Origin of the sequence: Muriicola sp. SD30 (assembly GCF_041205185.1) — a bacterium.
GTDB lineage: Bacteria > Bacteroidota > Bacteroidia > Flavobacteriales > Flavobacteriaceae > Muriicola.
Genome location: NZ_JBGEWB010000001.1, coordinates 691,400 through 707,682, shown reverse-complemented (window position 1 = coordinate 707,682; position 16,283 = coordinate 691,400). Strand labels below are relative to the sequence as shown.

The window sequence follows — 16,283 nt, the reverse complement described above, 5'->3', positions numbered from 1 at the left end:
TAGCGGATCAAAATTCCCTTATTCATTAGGATGTGGCAATACTAGGAAAGGGATGGTCACATGAAAACCTATCTTTTTAATAACGGGCTCAATGAATAATCGTTCCAAAAAGGTGTGTTTGTTCTGGATCATTGCCAGGAGGTCTACCCTGGATTTCGCTTTAAATCCGTTGATCCCTTCAATAATTTCCTGACTGGGGACATCGTGAAACTCATGGTTGAGATCACGGAACATTTCAGACAAACTATTTTTATTCTTTTCCTGCTTCTCGTTAAGCTCAAAACCAGTTGAAACATGAAGAATATTAATTTTCGCCTGATGCCGGCTGACAAGATCCATCAAAACCGACAACTTTGTATGCTCATAATCGATCTCATAATCAGTTGGAAACAGAATAGCTTTTGGCTTTTCATATTTGTAATTGGCAGGAATTGCCATAACCGGACATGGTGCTTTTTTTATCACATGTACGGTATGAGAACCCAGAAATATTTCTTTAGCCCCGGTGGCTCCCTGTGTGCCCATGACAACCATGTCTACCTCTTCTTTTTTAGCCAGGTCAATAATCTCATCCACCAGGAGGTTAAAAACGGAATGGGTGATAAAGCTGTGTTTCGGATTTTTAAATCGGCGTTCCAGCTTTTTCTTGAGTTCATCCAGATGTTCCATGGAAAAGGATTGATAAACATCCCCCAACCCAATCTGCCCGGGACTGTGCAGTATATACTCCGATTGATAAATGGCCGGAGTATAAGTGTTAAGAAGAATAAACCTGCATTCTTCCTTCTTGAAAAATTCAAGAGCATAGGAAACTGCATTATACGCATTCTTTGAAAAATCAGTAGGGAGAATAATCGTTTTCATCTTAGTCTTTTTAATGTTAACGGGGGATATTCTGTAGTATCAAAAATGGGATTTTGATATGCAGTCCGAGGGTGTTTACCGTAGAAGGCATCAACATATCCTCAAGATGAGAGTGCCGGGTATTGACCATAACCAGCATGTCTATATTCTGATGAACTATATATTTGGATATAGCCATCGTTTTGTCTTTTTCTTCGGTAGTCTCAAACGTTAAATTGGCCTTGCGTAATTCCTTTTTGAGAAATTCCTTATTGTCTTCCTGCCTCAGGGAGGGTTTTTTCATCGGATCGATATACAACATATGTATGTTTGAGCGGAATGAACCTGTTAGTTCACAAAGCAATTTCAGCTCTCTCCTTTTATACGGGATCAGGTAATTCGTAGGAAATAATAATTCGCGGGGAGGATGATATTCATAGTTTTCTGGAATCGCCAGGACCGGACATTGTATATACTTCATCACCATCAGGGTATTACTTCCAAAAGTAATGCTGCGGTCATTAGCCGCACCTCTTGTTCCCATAACGACAATATCAATATTTTCCCGGTTCACCAAATCATTCACTTCATCTATTAAAGAGCCGAAAGCCGGGATGGTAGATACAGAATGTCTTGGATTTGGAGAATACGCTTTGATTTTCTCAAGTACCTCCTTCAGGGATTGAGCTGACCTTTGTTCAATTTCTGCTTTTTTCGTTTCGAGTACTTTGCGGTCCGTGATATTTCCTAATTGATATACCTCATCGGCATAGGCGTGGAGTATGTAAATTTCACTTCGTTCGTATTTAAAGATCTCACAGGCATACACCAATGCGTTGTAGGCATTATCTGAAAAATCAGTTGGCACCACTATCTTTCTCATGTAGACTCTAATTTATTATGTCCCTTAAAGGTATAGTTTTTGTCAGACTCGAAGTATGATATTAATCAGTTCGCCCTCATATTTTTTTGAATAGTTTTGCGCTACAATTGTAAATAATGAAAAGTAACTTTAAAAAGATCGTATCCTCTGCGACACCTGTCCTGGTAGACTTCTATGCAGACTGGTGTGGCCCCTGTAAAGTACTTGCGCCTATCCTGAAGGAAGTAAAGGAATCAATGGGTGATTCTGTCAAAATCATCAAAATTGATGTGGACAAAAATCCTTCCCTTGCTGCTAAATACCAGGTGCGGGGAGTTCCCACCATGATCATCTTCAAAGAAGGCAAACCCATGTGGCGACAGTCCGGGGTTTTACAGAAAAAAGATATCGTCGGGATACTGGAATCATACCTGTAGAATTACAAATAGTGGGTTGAAAGTTATTTTCACCCTGTAGACAGCTACCCAGGAGAAATATTTCCTCTTAAGGACAAATATTGAGAATACTGTATGTAAGAATCTCAGTGTTTTGAATAAATAGCCTTGCGTTTCTTTAGTTGACGCTCTATATCCTTGAGGGTCTGGGCCGCAGCCTTTTCAAAGTTATCCTCTGTGGAAGTAGCAAAAATCCTGGGACCGGGCACCTCCATCTTCATTTCGCAAACCTTATTCTTTCCCCTCGGGTCATTTGCGAGTTTGAAATAAACATCCGTGCTGATGATCCAATCGTATTTGACGCTGAGCTTCTCAAGTTTGTGGGTTAATAATTCATTCATGGCCTCACTGGTAGGCATGTGCAGGTATTGAATATTGATAGTCATACAATGAATTTATTTTATAGGTTCAAGATAGAAAGGAGTCCTGATCATTTCTATGACAATTATCAGGCTCCCGAGTTTTAATCTAACATTCCTGTCATATACTGATAAAATTCGAAACTAAAATAACAGGGATGTATCATGTAATTGTCCTACTTAAAAATACAATTATTTTTCTTAAGGAATTGCCACTTTAGGTTAATCTGATAAATATCATAGGTCTCAGGTTAAATACAGGCTTATTTTTGTTAAAACACATTCGATGAACCGACGACTAGCAACTTCGATTTTTAAATTGGGCGTGCTTTCCCTTGGGATTATTTTTATTGCAAACTGTGGCGATTCACGTGATAAAATAAAACCGGAAAAGACCTCCATCACAGAGTCTGTATACTCTTCTGTTACCATCCAGCCAGACAGTCTGTATCTTGCCTATGCGGCCGTAGGTGGAATCCTCGACAAAAACCTGGTGGAAGAAGGTGACACCATCCAAAGAGGTGAAGCGATAGCACAAATCATTAATAACACTCCAAAACTAAATATGGAGAATGCCCGATTATCGCTCGAATTAGCCGAACAAAACTACCTGGGGAACAACGCTGTACTTGAAAGCCTCAGGGAACAGATTGAAGCTGCATCCCTGCAGTTCGCGAATGATTCCCTTAACTTTTTCAGGCAGAAAAAACTTTGGGAACAAGGTATTGGAGCCCGGGCAGAATACGACAACCGAAAATTATCTTATGAGCTTTCCCGTAACAACCTCAGTCTTAAAACCAGTGCATATGCACAAACAAAAAACGAATTGGAAACCAGATACAGACAGGCAAAAAATAATTACAGAACCTCAAGTATCGCCGCCAGTGATTTCAGGATCGAAAGTAAAATCAACGGCACCGTTTACGCTCTTTATAAAAATCCGGGTGAGATAGTAACTACAATGGAACCCGTTGCTTCCGTTGGAAGCTCATCAAATTTTATTATCGAGATGTTAGTCGATGAGGTGGATATTGTAAAACTAAGCACAGGACAGCGCGTCGTGATAAGTTTAGATGCATATCCCTCAAAAGTTTTTAAAGCAGTTGTCAGTAAGATCTATCCAAAAAAAGACGAACGATCTCAAACGTTTAAAGTGGAGGCCCTTTTTGATAATCCTCCCGCTACTCTTTATCCTGGTTTGTCCGGGGAGGGGAATATAATAATCGATCAGAGAAAAAATGCCCTGGTGATTCCCAAGGAATATCTGATCAATGACAGCCTGGTTGAAACTGATAACGGGATGGTGTCCGTGGAAATCGGGATCCAGGATCTCGAACGAGTAGAAATCATTTCGGGAATTGACGAGAATACCTATTTGAGTAAACCTTCTCAATGACGAATTGGAAAGTCATACTGAATATTGCCAAAACCCATCTTCTTACCAAGATGAAGTCGACCGTTACGGCATCCCTGGGGGTAACCTTTGGGATCGGGGCATATATAACCCTGGTGAGCTTTATGACCGGACTTAACCAGATGCTGGACGACCTTATTCTGAATCAAACACCTCACATCCATCTATACAATGAGATTGAACCTTCGGAAAAGCAACCTGTTTCCCTATACAAGGATTTTGAAAACTCCCTCAATGTGGTGCACTCTGTAAAACCAAAGCAGAGTCAGCTGAAAATTCACAATGCACTACCCATATTAGATTACCTTAAAAAGGATAAAGGAGTAAGGGGAGCTACACCACAGATGAGGGTGCAGATCTTTTATTTGTCAGGCTCTATTGAGTTGGGAGGAAACCTTACAGGAATAGACATTATGGAAGAAGTGAGGCTGTCAAATTTCAGGGACTATATCATCGATGGAAGTCCGGAAGCCCTGCGAAACCTTGAAAACGGTATACTTCTGGGTGCCGGACTCGCAAAAAAGATGTCCCTGGGTGTTGGCGACAGGGTTCAGGTAAGCACTGTAAAAGGATCGGTTTTCCCACTAAAGATTGTGGGCATATACCAAAGTGGTATTGCTGAGATAGACAACATTCAAAGTTATGCCAACCTCAGTACGGTGCAGCGAATCAGCGGGGAAGCCCAGAATTATATCACTGATATCAACGTTAAACTCCACGACCTTGCTGAGGCACTTCCAATGTCAAAAAAACTTGAAAAACAATTCGACATCAAGGCAACAGACATCAACACGGCCAATGCTCAGTTTGAGACCGGCTCAGACATAAGAAACCTCATAACTTATGCCGTCTCCATAACCCTGTTGATTGTTGCCGGTTTCGGAATATACAACATCCTGAATATGCTTATTTACGAAAAAATGAATGATATTGCCATCCTCAAGGCTACCGGATTCTCGGGGAGTGATGTTCAGCTGATTTTTATGAGTCAGGCTATGATTATCGGCCTGCTCGGGGGAATACTCGGACTGATAGTAGGATTTGGACTTTCGGTTTTTATAGACCAATTGCCTTTCGATACGGAGGCCCTTCCTACCATCACGACCTTTCCTGTAAATATGCAGTTCAGCTATTACGTGATAGGAATTGTTTTTGCTCTATTGTCCACTTTTGTGGCAGGCTATCTCCCTTCGAACAAAGCAAGAAAAATAGATCCGGTAAGAATCATCCGGGGAAATTAAGACAGGCTCATGAAACATGTACTGGAAGCAAGGCTAATCAATAAAATTTTTCGGAAACCGGTAGATTTTCATGTGTTGAAAGATATCAGCTTTAAGGTGGAGGAAGGAGAGTTCGCCTCAATTATGGGAAAATCAGGATCGGGAAAATCCACACTTTTGTATATCCTCTCCACTATGGATACAGACTATACAGGAGAATTGTACCTCAATAATGAACTCATCACCGGAAAATCACACCAGAAGCTTTCCAGGATCAGGAATCAACATATCGGCTTTGTCTTCCAATTTCATTATCTCCTCTCAGAATTCTCAGTACTGGAAAACGTTATGCTCCCTGCAAAAAAACTGGCAGTTAAATCACACCATGAAATTAAAAGGGATGCCATGGAAAAACTCGAAATGCTCAATATCGGTAATCTGGCATCCAAAAGGGCCTCGAGGATCTCAGGAGGAGAAAAACAACGGGTTGCCATTGCCAGGGCCCTGATTAACAATCCCACTCTCCTGATGGGAGATGAGCCCACGGGAAACCTGGATAGTTACAACGCTGATAATGTGCTAAAGATATTCAAAAGGTTAAAAGAAGAACAGGGACTTTCACTGCTGGTGGTAACACACGACCTTGATTTTGCCAAAAGTACAGACCGAATCATAGAGATGGAAGACGGGAGGATTATCAAAGCATAGGGCATTTCAAATATGACATAAATCATAATAAATACTCCCTGACATAGATATCTTTAAGGTAAATATTAAAAAGGACGACAATGGGTAACTCAGGCCTTACTTCAAACACCAGCGAAGAAAGAAAAACGAATTGGCAGGAATTGTATATTCTGGTAAAACACTGGAGATCAGATCTGGAATTTTATAAGGATGATATCCGTTTTCTACAGCAACTCATTGAAAAATACCTGATCTGGATCACTAAAAAAGAAAACCTGGATCGCGTGGCCGGAATTCGAAAAAAAGAACACGACCTCGCCATTAGCTGTGATGAATTCCACCAAAATACAACTGATCATTTAGGTGTAATCGCTGATTTCCTGGAAGGAAAAGGAAGTATTTCGGAAAGTGAATTCCTTAGCCGGCATGGGAAACTTGAAACAAGCTTGTCTGCTTTTGTAAAGGATTTCCGCGAAAGCAGAAAAGAAGTATTTAAAGTAACTGAATACGTGATGGACAGTGAAGAATTACAGAATATTCTGGATAGCTGACACTCATCATAATTAAGTAATAAATAAAAGGTGAAACTATTGCTGGCCATACTGTTGCTGGTTCACGGTCTTATCCACCTACTCGGATTCCTGAAAGCCTTTGGAATTGGTCATTATCCTATGTTAAGTGGGCAGCTTGGCCGTGTACATGGTCTTATCTGGCTCTTGTCCTTCTTACTCTTCTTCATCACAGCCTTCACTATGTATTTTAATCATAAGCTATGGCCATGGCTGGGCCTTCTGGCTATCATAATCTCACAAATCCTGATTGCAATTTCCTGGGCTGATGCCAAATACGGTACATGGGTCAACCTTTTGCTGCTGTTAGTCGTTATTCCGGGTATGGGGGAATTCTTCTTTAATAAAAAAGTAGATAGGGAAGTAAAACTTTTAAATAACCTTCGGGAGGTAAGTATAGAAAAATCGGTAGTTTCCAAACCAGAAAAAGCACTTCCGCCTGTTGTGGCCGACTGGTTAAAAAACGCAGGAATTGGTTCATCAAATTCTATGTCAAAAGTATACTTAACCCAAAAGGGTGAGATGAGGACCAGCCCAGATGGAAAATGGATGTCCTTTCAGGCCGACCAGTGGTTTTCTATAAAGGATCCCGGATTTATATGGAAAACCAGGGTTCAGATGCTCGGTCCTGTTTTTCTGAGCGGTCGGGATAAACTTATCGGAGGGAAGGGACAAATGGATATTTCACTACTCTCCCTTATACCGGTAGTTAGGGCCGACAACGACAGGGGAATAAACGAGGCAAGTATGACCAGATTCCTCGCAGAAATGATATGGTTTCCTTCCGCTGCGAATGAACCCTACATTAGCTGGGAATCAATCGGAACGCATAAGGCGAGAGCTGTTTTTACCTATGGAGACCAAAGTGTATCGGGTGTTTTTTCCTTTAATGATAAGGCGGAACCCATCGCTTTTGAAGCCATGCGCTATATGGAAACAGGGAAAAACGCCAAATTGGAGAAATGGGTGATCAAAAATCTATCTTTTAGAATCGTCAATGGAATTAGGATTCCCGATAAGTCGGAAATCCTCTGGGATCTGAAAGAGGGCGAATATCATTGGTTGACACTTGAGATATCAGAAATTCAATATGATTAAGGACCGGATAAAAAAATGCTTTTAATTCATTCCTTATTAAATTGGAGGATACCAAATAGGTTTCTATCTTTGCCCACCAAAAATTCCTATTTGCCCACGTGGTGGAATTGGTAGACACGCTACCTTGAGGGGGTAGTGTTCGCAAGGACGTGCTGGTTCGACTCCAGTCGTGGGCACTTTTAACCGCTTTTCTTTTATTATAAAAAGAATGGCGGTTTTTTTGATTCCGATTTTATCAATTCCCTATTTTAGTGACACTTTTAATACAAAAAAGTTTCAGCTGTAAACGATGAGCAAAAGCATTCTGATTGTAGGTGGCGGTATTATTGGTCTGAGCTGTGCGTATTTTTTGCAAAAGAAAGGGCATGAAGTCACCGTAATTGACAAATCGAATATGGATGGCGGTGCTTCCTATGTCAATGCCGGTTACCTTACTCCCAGTCATATCATACCCCTTGCCTCTCCCGGCATGATGGCGAAAGGAATTAAATGGATGTTCAATAGCAGCAGTCCGTTTTATATGAAACCCAGACTAAATTCTGATTTTATCCGATGGGCCTGGGCTTTTAATAAGTCATCTACCCGCGCCCATGTTGAGAAAGCCATTCCTTTGATCAAGGATATTAATTTACTGAGCAAGGAATTGTATACAGCCATGCATGAATCCGGAGAAATGGGAGCCTTCCAACTTGAGAAAAAGGGCTTGTTGATGTTGTACAAAACCCGGAAGGAATGCCTGCATGAAAAAGAGGTCGCCAGGAGGGCAGCCGACGAAGGCCTGGAAGTTGCAGAACTTACACGCCCTGAACTGGATAAGTTACAGCCCAACCTCAGTCCTGACATCGATGGGGCTGTACATTATTTGTGCGATGCACATACTTCACCCAACGAGATCATGGACCGCCTCAAAATGTACCTGAGGGTGCAAGGGGTAGTGATCAAATCAAATGAAAGAGTAATCGGTTTTAGTCAGAGTGCCAAACAAATTACTAAAACAATCACAGACAAAGCATCCTATACCACAGATGAAGTGGTAATGGCGGGCGGATCCTGGACTTCAGCTCTGCTTAAAAATCTCGGGATCAGGATGCTGCTTCAGCCTGGAAAAGGATACAGGATCAATGTGAAGAGGGATATAGGAGTTCTCCTTCCGGCCATCCTCATGGAAGCCAAAGTAGCGGTGACCCCCATGACGCATTTTACCCGATTTGCAGGAACCATGGAATTCTCAGGAATCAACAGCTTTATCCGGAAAGAAAGAGTGAACGCCATAGCCAGGGCAGCGGAAGAATATTATCCCACCATTAGAATAACAGAGGAAGAGAGAGGAGCAGCACAATGCGGTCTAAGGCCTGTGAGTCCGGACGGACTTCCTTATATTGGGAGAACTTCGGGCTTTACCAACCTGACGGTGGCCACAGGTCATGCCATGATGGGATGGAGCCTGGGTCCGGCTACAGGTAAACTCGTTTCAGAACTTATTTCAGAGCAACCTTTGTCCATGCCACTGGACTCCTTTCATCCCGATCGTACTTTTTAGCATCCCGACTTCTATTTTCGTAACGTCCGAACAAAAAATCACCTGTTTCTACAAAATTTTAACGTTCCTCTTAGAAGTAACACTATCAAAAATTGTAACTTTGTTTAACTTTTAGTGATATACAATGAACAACGTAAAAAAATTCTTTAGTATCAGGGACCTGGAAAATCTGTCCGGTATTAAAGCCCATACTATTCGTATCTGGGAAAAAAGGTATAACCTTTTAAGTCCGGAGCGCACAGCGACAAATATCCGCACTTACAGTTTAGCAAGTTTACAAAAGCTGTTAAACATAACCCTGTTGTACAACAGCGGATATAAGATTTCCAAGATCGCCAAGATCTCCGAGGATGAGTTGCCAATAGTGGTAAGGGAACTGGTAGCGAACAACAGTACTAAAAGCCATGCTATCAATGCTTTCAAGTTATCCATGATCAATTTTGATCTCCCTCTTTTTCAAAAGACCTATAATAGTCTGGTAGCAGAGCGTTCTTTCCGGGAAATTTTCTGGGAAGTTTTTATTCCCCTTCTCAATGAATTGGGCCTACTCTGGCAAACGGACACCATCAGCCCTTCCCATGAACATTTTATCACTAATCTGATTAAACAAAAAATTTACACCAGTACGGAGAAAATACAGGCGGTTGAACCCAGTAGGGAAGATAAAGTATTTGTCTTGTTCCTTCCTGAAAATGAAATCCATGAAATTGGATTGCTCTTCGTAAATTATGAACTTTTACTCCGCGGATATAAGACTATTTATCTGGGGCAGACCATGCCTCTTGAAAGTCTGACTGACCTTCAGAAATACTACAATAATCTCCATTTCCTATCCTATTTTACCGTAATCCCAACTAAAGATGGTTTGGACCAATATATAGACGATTTCAATGAAATTCTCAGTCCGGATGGAGCCTCCAGGTTATGGATACTTGGCAGACAAACACAGTTCCTTACCAAGGATAAACTTCCTGGTCACATCAGGGCATTTGAATCTGTTGAACACCTGGCCGCTGCCCTGTAATAATGTTTCAATAATGGTACGTTTTGATTATCATGAGTAAGAAAGTTGCAATCATAGGGTCAGGTTTTTCCTCTCTTTCCGCCGCCTGCTATCTGGCAAAGGCAGGATTTGAGGTGGATGTTTACGAGAAAAATAAAACCGTCGGTGGAAGAGCGAGACAACTTGTTAGAGATGGTTTCACTTTTGATATTGGCCCCAGCTGGTACTGGATGCCCGACATTTTTGAACGCTTTTTCAACGATTTTGGCAAGAGCACCTCAGATTATTATCAGCTCGATAAGTTGAGTCCGGCCTATAAAATCTTTTTCTCAGACGATGTGATTACCATCGGGGACAGTATGGACAAAATTTGTGAGGAATTTGAACGTATTGAACCCGGTAGTTCGGTACATCTGCGAAAATTCATCGCTAAAGCTCAGAAGAATTACAATATCGCCATCAATAAAATAGTCTATCGCCCCGGTCTGTCACCCTTTGAATTAGTGACCAAGGAGACAGCTTTAAGAGTTGACCAATTTTTTAAGACTATAAGCGGGCAGGTTCGGAAACAGTTTAAAAATCCCAAACTGATAGCTACTCTGGAATTTCCGGTACTTTTCCTCGGGGCAAAACCCAGTAAAACTCCTTCTTTTTACAGTTTTATGAATTTCGCCGATTTTGGCCTTGGCACCTGGCATCCCAAAGGGGGGATGTATAAAATTATTGAGGGGATGAAGGCCCTGGCGGAAGAGCTCGGCGTGCAGATCCATACAGGATATCCGGTTGAAAAAATCAGGGTTACCAAAGGCAAGGTTGAAGGCATTGAGGTTAACCGGCAGATCGTTAGGGCCGATTTTGTTCTAACCGGAGCAGACTACCACCACTCGGAAACGCTATTAGATCCGCAGTACCGTCAGTACTCTGAAGCCTATTGGGAAAAAAAAACCTTTGCCCCATCTTCCCTGCTATTTTACGTTGGCTTTGATAAGAAACTAAAAAACATAGAACACCACAATCTGTTTTTCGATACTGATTTTGAGCGACATGCGGAGGAGATTTATGACGATCCTAAATGGCCTACTGAGCCTCTTTTTTATGTAAACTTTCCCTCTGTAACCGATGCCTCCATGGCACCTGAAGGATATGAAACCGGTTTTTTTCTCGTTCCCATTGCGCCTGATCTGGAAGATAACGATGAATTGAGGGAACAGTACTTCGATGTTATCATAAGCAGGCTGGAGGAGCGCACCGGTCAACAGCTAAAAAATAATATTATATTTAAAGAGTCCTTTTGTGTCAACGACTTTAAGGAGCAGTATAATTCCTATAAGGGCAACGCATACGGGATGGCCAACACCCTTCTGCAAACTGCTTTTCTGAGACCGGGTCTTAAAAGTAATAAAGTAAAAGATCTCTATTTCACCGGACAATTAACCGTTCCGGGGCCGGGGGTGCCACCGTCGCTGATTTCGGGTAAATTGGTTTCCGAACTCATATGTCAACAAAAGTAATTATCAATTCATGAAGTCAATTTTCGACACCGTATCATTTGAGTGCAGTAAGATTGTTACCCAGTCTTACAGTACTTCCTTTGCCCTTGCGACCAAGATGCTTGCTCCATCTATCAGGAAGGACATTTATAATATTTATGGATTTGTTCGCTTTGCCGATGAAATTGTAGATTCCTTCCACGACTACAACAAAGAAGAACTTTTTAAGGCTTTTGAAAAAGAACTGGATAACAGTTTGAAGAATAAAATCAGCCTTAATCCCATCCTGAACTCATTTCAGCATACTTTTCATCAATATGGAATTCCCCGTCACCTGGTAGATTCCTTCATGAAGAGCATGAGAATGGATATTGATAAAAAAGTATATGCAACTCACGAAGAGTTTAAGGAATATATCTATGGGTCGGCAGACGTGGTAGGCCTGATGTGCCTAAGGGTATTTGTCAATGGAGATGATCAGCAATACGAAGCCCTGAAGGATTCTGCAATGGCTCTGGGTTCGGCCTTCCAGAAAGTTAATTTTCTAAGGGATCTAAAAGCCGATTACGAACTCCTGGAAAGGTCGTATTTCCCCAACACTAATCTGCTTCAACTTGACGAGGATTCCAAAACCCGCATTGTTGAGGAAATTAAGGAAGATTTCAGAAAGGGATATGAGGGAATAGCAAAACTGCCAAATGATGCTAAATTTGGCGTCTATACGGCGTATAAATACTATTATCAGCTTTTGAGAAAACTCCAGCGGACCCCGTCCCTCGAAATTAAAAATGCGCGGATCAGGGTTCCGAATTATCAAAAATTTGGATTATTGGCCACTTCATACGTAAATTATAAATTAAAACTGGTATAATCAGCAATGATGGAAATAGCACTCTGGATCTTAATTTTCTTTATCACATTCTGCATTATGGAATTTATGGCCTGGTTTACCCATAAATATGTGATGCATGGATTTCTCTGGAGCCTGCACAAGGACCACCACAGGAAAGACCACGACTCCTGGTTTGAACGAAATGATACCTTCTTTATCTTTTATGCTGTTGTGAGCATGAGTTTTATTCTTCTGGCGGGGAATAGTGAATTCTGGTATGGCTACCCTATCGGATTTGGCATCATGGCTTATGGCGCGACCTATTTCCTGGTCCATGATATATTTATCCATCAGCGGTTTAAAATTTTCAGAAACGCCAACAACTGGTATGCAAGAGGTGTACGGCGTGCCCATAAGATCCATCACAAGCATCTCGGAAAGGAAGAAGGAGAATGTTTTGGAATGCTATGGGTTCCCTTTAAATACTTTAAGAAATAAGATCCATGCCAAAAGCCATAGTGATTGGCTCGGGTATTGCGGGTTTAGCTTCAGCGCTCAGAATCCGCAAACTGGGGTATGAGGTAGATGTCTTCGAAAAAAATTCTTATCCCGGAGGTAAACTTCACGCCATTTCACAGGATGGTTATCGCTTCGATCTGGGTCCTTCGTTGTTTACCATGCCTCAATTTGTCGAGGAAATTTATCATCTTTTTAAGCTCGATCCTACCTTATATTTCCAATATTCAAGAAAAGATACAGTCTGCAATTATTTCTGGACAGACGGGAGCCGTTTTTCTGTCAATGCGGATCAGGATTTATTCGTAAAGGAAGCTGCCGATTTTTTTGACGAAAGTGAGACCAACATCCAGGCTTATCTACAACGCAATAGGAAAAAATACGAACTTACTGCCGGTATTTTTCTCGAAAACTCATTGCACAAACTGAAAACCTACCTCAGTGTGGAAACGATTAAAGCGATGCTGCAACTCCATTCGCTGGATCTCATGCAATCGCTGAATGACTTAAACACAAAGAATTTCAGGAATCCGAAAATCGTACAACTTTTTAATCGTTATGCCACTTATAATGGGTCTTCTCCTTACCAGACACCGGGAATTATGTCCCTTATTCCCCATCTGGAAATGCATTACGGCACCTTTATTCCCAAAGGGGGGATGCACCGTATCAGTATGAGCCTTTTCGAACTGGCCAAAGATCAGGGCATATGCTTTCATTTTAATGAAAAGGTAGATGAAATCGTCGTGGAAGATCGTAAAGCAAAGGGAATCAACACTTTAAAAACGAGCTATTCGGCAGATATTGTAGTTTCCAATATGGATATATACCCTACCTATAAACATCTGTTGCCGGGACTTAAAGCGCCTACTAAAACGCTAGAACAGGAACGATCCAGTTCGGCACTGATCTTTTATTGGGGAATTAAAGGAACATTTAAAGAACTCGATCTTCACAATATCTTTTTCAGCGATGATTACGAAGAAGAATTCAAAGCGATTTTCCGGGATAAAACACTTTCAGACGATCCAACGGTGTATGTTAACATCACAGCAAAGTATGTTCCCGGTGATGCTCCTGAGGGATGCGAAAACTGGTTTGTTATGATTAATGCTCCGGGGGACTACGGCCAGGACTGGAAAGCATTAAAAGAAAAGGCACGCAGACTTATTCTCGAGAAATTATCAGCCTGTCTCAAGAGAGCTGTTGAACCCCTGATAGTTACTGAACACGTTTTAGATCCCGTAGGCATACAGGAAAATACGAGCTCTTACCGTGGTGCCCTCTATGGTGCAGCCAGCAATTCAAGATTTGCCGCTTTTCTAAGACATCCCAATTTTACCCGAAAGGTTCAAAACCTTTATTTTTGTGGGGGATCTGTCCATCCGGGTGGAGGAATCCCGCTTTGCCTTCTTTCCGCAAAAATCGTAGGAGATCTCGTTCCAGATATGAATTCAAACCAAGAATATGCCTGAGGTAAAAAACGGTAACTGGGCCCTCTGGGTAATCTGGATATTTCATATTTCAGCCCTTATAGGAATCAGCCTTGGATTTGAAGCGTGGTTTGTAGCAAAAACACCTGTAAACCTCATTATTTCTTCTATTTTGCTCTTCCTGGTTTTCCCGATTGATACCCGTAAGAAAACGGCGGTATTTGCCTTATTGTGGATTCTGGGGATGTTGGCCGAATGGGTGGGGGTAAAATACGGGATCCTCTTTGGCTCTTATGAGTACGGAGCCAATCTAGGGCCTAAATTAGACGGTGTTCCCTATCTGATAGGTGTTAACTGGGCACTGCTTAGCTTTATTACCGCACGCCTCGCGCAATACTTGTTTAAAAAGTGGGTCCTACAATTGATCTTTGCCGCTTTATTGATGCTGGTTCTGGATTTCTTTATGGAGCAAAGTGCTCCCCGCTTTGATTTCTGGGAGTTCGATCAGGGTCTTGTTCCCCTCTCTAATTATATCTGCTGGCTTGCAGTTGCCCTGATTTTTCAATATATAATCCATCGCACAAAGATCACAGGCGATGTAAAGTTTTCCGCGCATTTGTACACAGCACAACTGGTTTTTTTCCTGTACTTTTTTCTTTGGTTTTAATCTAGTTCAGAGGTTGTAAAGCTCAATGGATTTATTCCATTCCAGCTCCCCAGGGAACGGTAGGGTTGAAAGCGGGAAAATAGCTCCTCCTTGTACCAGCCAATAGTTCGTGTATCCCCTATGATCTTTATGTGCTCTTTGCTCCTGTAGGCAAAATCGTCCAGGGCTTTCTGGTTTTCCCAAAGACTAAAGGTCGCCATTTGCATATAGGGAACCTCCCCTACTCCTTTTGTGTAAATGAGTCCGGTATTCTTTTTCAGAGGTCTTTGAGAAGCAGGAACGCTCTTCCAGAATCTGCGCAAATACTTCACTTTAATAGTAGCCCTGGTGATAACAGCGATGTATGGGATGTCTTCAGTAAGAGCTGGGTGTATGGCAAAGGGGTTATTTCCATCCCATTTTCCCCTTGCCATTCTATTCCTCATAAAAAGAGTCCAGTGTTCAGAGCTGTACTTCCTGTATTTCTTCATCAGGGAAGAATGCCGGAAAAAGTCATCGGCCTTTTCCTCAGTTTCCCAGACTTGCAGGAGGGCGTAGACGGTCCAGTCAGGGCTGGGATTAAATCCTTCCTTCCCCGTGCCCAATAGCTTGTAAAAAGAGAGCCCATCGATTTTTCGCAAGGTATAATGAGCAAATTGCATCATCCCGAAAGCCCAGAATTTGGCATACAGGCTTCGGTATTTGAAGAATGTCAGGGTAGTAATCTGTGTTGTCAAGTTCGGGCCTTCAATAGGTCTTCCATTAAACTCATGATCCTTTCATTATCCCAGTCGGCTATTCCTTCTTTCTTAACTACAATTCTGCCTTTTTTATCCAAAATATAAGTCCCTGGTGGTTCCAGGGCCGGAATTGGCGATCTGTCTCCGATAATGAGGTATGTAACAGGAAAATCAAAATTATTTTCCTCCATAAACTCAATTACCGGTTCTTGTTCTTCGTCGGTTATGATATAGAAATCGACTTTGCCTTTGTAGGTATTATAAAGGTTCTGTATGCTTTTTAATTCGGCTGCACTTGGAAGTCGCCATGAGGCCCAGAAATTTATAAAGACGACCTTACCTTCAGATTTTTCAAAATTGAAAAACTCCCAATTCTCATTCTTTAACCGCCAGTTGTAGTCTTCAATCCGAATTCGCTGATCTGCGGGAATCACGTCTGCTGACCCGGCAAACAACCTGTTTAACATGATCTTACTATGATAACCCAATGGGGTAACAAAAAAAGACAGAATAAATACAATCAGAAGAATGTTGAGAACCGTCTTTTTTTTAATGGCCATGTAAAGCTGTCTTATT

General features: G+C 41.7%; 18 protein-coding genes and 1 tRNA gene. 14 read left to right on the top strand and 5 right to left on the bottom strand.

The features are described from left to right. Window positions 1–18: 18 nt before the first annotated feature. Together AB8P51_RS03185 and AB8P51_RS03180 are read right to left on the bottom strand one after the other, a co-directional pair. Window positions 19–864, bottom strand: coding sequence for a universal stress protein (locus AB8P51_RS03185; RefSeq protein WP_369747314.1), 846 nt, complete (start codon window positions 862–864; stop codon window positions 19–21). A gap of 16 nt (window positions 865–880) precedes the next feature. Then, the gene (locus tag AB8P51_RS03180; RefSeq protein ID WP_369747313.1) at window positions 881–1,726 is read right to left on the bottom strand and encodes a universal stress protein; all 846 of its coding nucleotides are present in this window, start codon (window positions 1,724–1,726) and stop codon (window positions 881–883) included. Between the two features lie 116 nt (window positions 1,727–1,842). Between AB8P51_RS03180 and trxA the strand changes: the two genes are divergently transcribed. Continuing rightward, window positions 1,843–2,142, top strand: a complete 300-nt coding sequence (gene trxA, locus AB8P51_RS03175; RefSeq protein ID WP_369747312.1) for a thioredoxin — start codon at window positions 1,843–1,845, stop codon at window positions 2,140–2,142. Window positions 2,143–2,246: 104 nt separating this feature from the next. Here the strand turns inward: trxA and AB8P51_RS03170 are convergent, their stop codons facing one another. Further along, entirely contained in the window at window positions 2,247–2,546 is a 300-nt protein-coding gene (locus AB8P51_RS03170) for an HPF/RaiA family ribosome-associated protein (RefSeq protein ID WP_369747311.1), read from the bottom strand. 259 nt (window positions 2,547–2,805) lie between these two features. Here AB8P51_RS03170 and AB8P51_RS03165 point away from each other — a divergent pair, with 259 nt between their 5' ends. The 13 genes from AB8P51_RS03165 to AB8P51_RS03105 all read left to right on the top strand — a co-directional run bounded on the left by AB8P51_RS03165 (window position 2,806) and on the right by AB8P51_RS03105 (window position 14,988). Continuing rightward, entirely contained in the window at window positions 2,806–3,915 is a 1,110-nt protein-coding gene (locus AB8P51_RS03165) for an efflux RND transporter periplasmic adaptor subunit (RefSeq protein WP_369747310.1), read from the top strand. Next, window positions 3,912–5,174, top strand: a complete 1,263-nt coding sequence (locus tag AB8P51_RS03160; RefSeq protein WP_369747309.1) for an ABC transporter permease — start codon at window positions 3,912–3,914, stop codon at window positions 5,172–5,174. The genes AB8P51_RS03165 and AB8P51_RS03160 overlap by 4 nt, the downstream gene beginning before the upstream one ends. A 9-nt stretch (window positions 5,175–5,183) precedes the next feature. Continuing rightward, window positions 5,184–5,861: an ABC transporter ATP-binding protein gene (locus AB8P51_RS03155; RefSeq protein ID WP_369747308.1), complete on the top strand. Its 678-nt coding sequence runs from the start codon at window positions 5,184–5,186 to the stop codon at window positions 5,859–5,861. Between the two features lie 80 nt (window positions 5,862–5,941). Beyond that, window positions 5,942–6,391: a hypothetical protein gene (locus AB8P51_RS03150; protein ID WP_369747307.1), complete on the top strand. Its 450-nt coding sequence runs from the start codon at window positions 5,942–5,944 to the stop codon at window positions 6,389–6,391. Window positions 6,392–6,421: 30 nt separating this feature from the next. Continuing rightward, window positions 6,422–7,507 carry a DUF6544 family protein gene (locus AB8P51_RS03145; RefSeq protein ID WP_369747306.1) on the top strand — a complete coding sequence of 362 codons (1,086 nt, stop codon included), beginning with the start codon at window positions 6,422–6,424 and terminating at the stop codon, window positions 7,505–7,507. A 92-nt stretch (window positions 7,508–7,599) separates the two neighbouring features. After that, a tRNA-Leu gene (locus tag AB8P51_RS03140) sits at window positions 7,600–7,683 on the top strand. Between the two features lie 113 nt (window positions 7,684–7,796). Continuing rightward, window positions 7,797–9,047 carry an NAD(P)/FAD-dependent oxidoreductase gene (locus tag AB8P51_RS03135; protein WP_369747305.1) on the top strand — a complete coding sequence of 417 codons (1,251 nt, stop codon included), beginning with the start codon at window positions 7,797–7,799 and terminating at the stop codon, window positions 9,045–9,047. A gap of 124 nt (window positions 9,048–9,171) precedes the next feature. Further along, entirely contained in the window at window positions 9,172–10,071 is a 900-nt protein-coding gene (locus AB8P51_RS03130) for a MerR family transcriptional regulator (protein ID WP_369747304.1), read from the top strand. Window positions 10,072–10,103: 32 nt separating this feature from the next. Beyond that, on the top strand, window positions 10,104–11,561 hold the full coding sequence (locus tag AB8P51_RS03125; protein ID WP_369747303.1) for a phytoene desaturase family protein: 1,458 nt from the start codon (window positions 10,104–10,106) through the stop codon (window positions 11,559–11,561). Between the two features lie 10 nt (window positions 11,562–11,571). Then, window positions 11,572–12,411 carry a phytoene/squalene synthase family protein gene (locus AB8P51_RS03120; protein WP_369747302.1) on the top strand — a complete coding sequence of 280 codons (840 nt, stop codon included), beginning with the start codon at window positions 11,572–11,574 and terminating at the stop codon, window positions 12,409–12,411. 9 nt (window positions 12,412–12,420) lie between these two features. After that, window positions 12,421–12,870, top strand: a complete 450-nt coding sequence (locus AB8P51_RS03115; RefSeq protein WP_369747689.1) for a sterol desaturase family protein — start codon at window positions 12,421–12,423, stop codon at window positions 12,868–12,870. 5 nt (window positions 12,871–12,875) lie between these two features. Then, window positions 12,876–14,363: a 1-hydroxycarotenoid 3,4-desaturase CrtD gene (crtD, locus tag AB8P51_RS03110; RefSeq protein ID WP_369747301.1), complete on the top strand. Its 1,488-nt coding sequence runs from the start codon at window positions 12,876–12,878 to the stop codon at window positions 14,361–14,363. After that, the gene (locus AB8P51_RS03105; RefSeq protein WP_369747300.1) at window positions 14,356–14,988 is read left to right on the top strand and encodes a carotenoid biosynthesis protein; all 633 of its coding nucleotides are present in this window, start codon (window positions 14,356–14,358) and stop codon (window positions 14,986–14,988) included. The genes crtD and AB8P51_RS03105 overlap by 8 nt, the downstream gene beginning before the upstream one ends. Here the strand turns inward: AB8P51_RS03105 and AB8P51_RS03100 are convergent. Both AB8P51_RS03100 and AB8P51_RS03095 read right to left on the bottom strand, forming a co-directional pair. Beyond that, on the bottom strand, window positions 14,985–15,704 hold the full coding sequence (locus AB8P51_RS03100) for a DUF3291 domain-containing protein (RefSeq protein WP_369747299.1): 720 nt from the start codon (window positions 15,702–15,704) through the stop codon (window positions 14,985–14,987). The two genes, AB8P51_RS03105 and AB8P51_RS03100, sit on opposite strands and share 4 nt — an antisense overlap. Next, window positions 15,701–16,267, bottom strand: coding sequence for a TlpA family protein disulfide reductase (locus AB8P51_RS03095; RefSeq protein WP_369747298.1), 567 nt, complete (start codon window positions 16,265–16,267; stop codon window positions 15,701–15,703). Before AB8P51_RS03095 ends, AB8P51_RS03100 begins: the two co-directional genes overlap by 4 nt. Window positions 16,268–16,283 lie beyond the last annotated feature (16 nt).

Bases quoted from the DNA above. Each gene is read 5' to 3' on its own strand.
- AB8P51_RS03185 (WP_369747314.1), bottom strand. From the start codon at position 864: ATGAAAACGATTATTCTCCCTACTGATTTTTCAAAGAATGCGTATAAT.
- AB8P51_RS03180 (WP_369747313.1), bottom strand. From the start codon at position 1,726: ATGAGAAAGATAGTGGTGCCAACTGATTTTTCAGATAATGCCTACAAC.
- trxA (WP_369747312.1), top strand. From the start codon at position 1,843: ATGAAAAGTAACTTTAAAAAGATCGTATCCTCTGCGACACCTGTCCTG.
- AB8P51_RS03170 (WP_369747311.1), bottom strand. From the start codon at position 2,546: ATGACTATCAATATTCAATACCTGCACATGCCTACCAGTGAGGCCATG.
- AB8P51_RS03165 (WP_369747310.1), top strand. From the start codon at position 2,806: ATGAACCGACGACTAGCAACTTCGATTTTTAAATTGGGCGTGCTTTCC.
- AB8P51_RS03160 (WP_369747309.1), top strand. From the start codon at position 3,912: ATGACGAATTGGAAAGTCATACTGAATATTGCCAAAACCCATCTTCTT.
- AB8P51_RS03155 (WP_369747308.1), top strand. From the start codon at position 5,184: ATGAAACATGTACTGGAAGCAAGGCTAATCAATAAAATTTTTCGGAAA.
- AB8P51_RS03150 (WP_369747307.1), top strand. From the start codon at position 5,942: ATGGGTAACTCAGGCCTTACTTCAAACACCAGCGAAGAAAGAAAAACG.
- AB8P51_RS03135 (WP_369747305.1), top strand. From the start codon at position 7,797: ATGAGCAAAAGCATTCTGATTGTAGGTGGCGGTATTATTGGTCTGAGC.
- AB8P51_RS03130 (WP_369747304.1), top strand. From the start codon at position 9,172: ATGAACAACGTAAAAAAATTCTTTAGTATCAGGGACCTGGAAAATCTG.
- AB8P51_RS03125 (WP_369747303.1), top strand. From the start codon at position 10,104: ATGAGTAAGAAAGTTGCAATCATAGGGTCAGGTTTTTCCTCTCTTTCC.
- AB8P51_RS03120 (WP_369747302.1), top strand. From the start codon at position 11,572: ATGAAGTCAATTTTCGACACCGTATCATTTGAGTGCAGTAAGATTGTT.
- AB8P51_RS03115 (WP_369747689.1), top strand. From the start codon at position 12,421: ATGGAAATAGCACTCTGGATCTTAATTTTCTTTATCACATTCTGCATT.
- crtD (WP_369747301.1), top strand. From the start codon at position 12,876: ATGCCAAAAGCCATAGTGATTGGCTCGGGTATTGCGGGTTTAGCTTCA.
- AB8P51_RS03105 (WP_369747300.1), top strand. From the start codon at position 14,356: ATGCCTGAGGTAAAAAACGGTAACTGGGCCCTCTGGGTAATCTGGATA.
- AB8P51_RS03095 (WP_369747298.1), bottom strand. From the start codon at position 16,267: ATGGCCATTAAAAAAAAGACGGTTCTCAACATTCTTCTGATTGTATTT.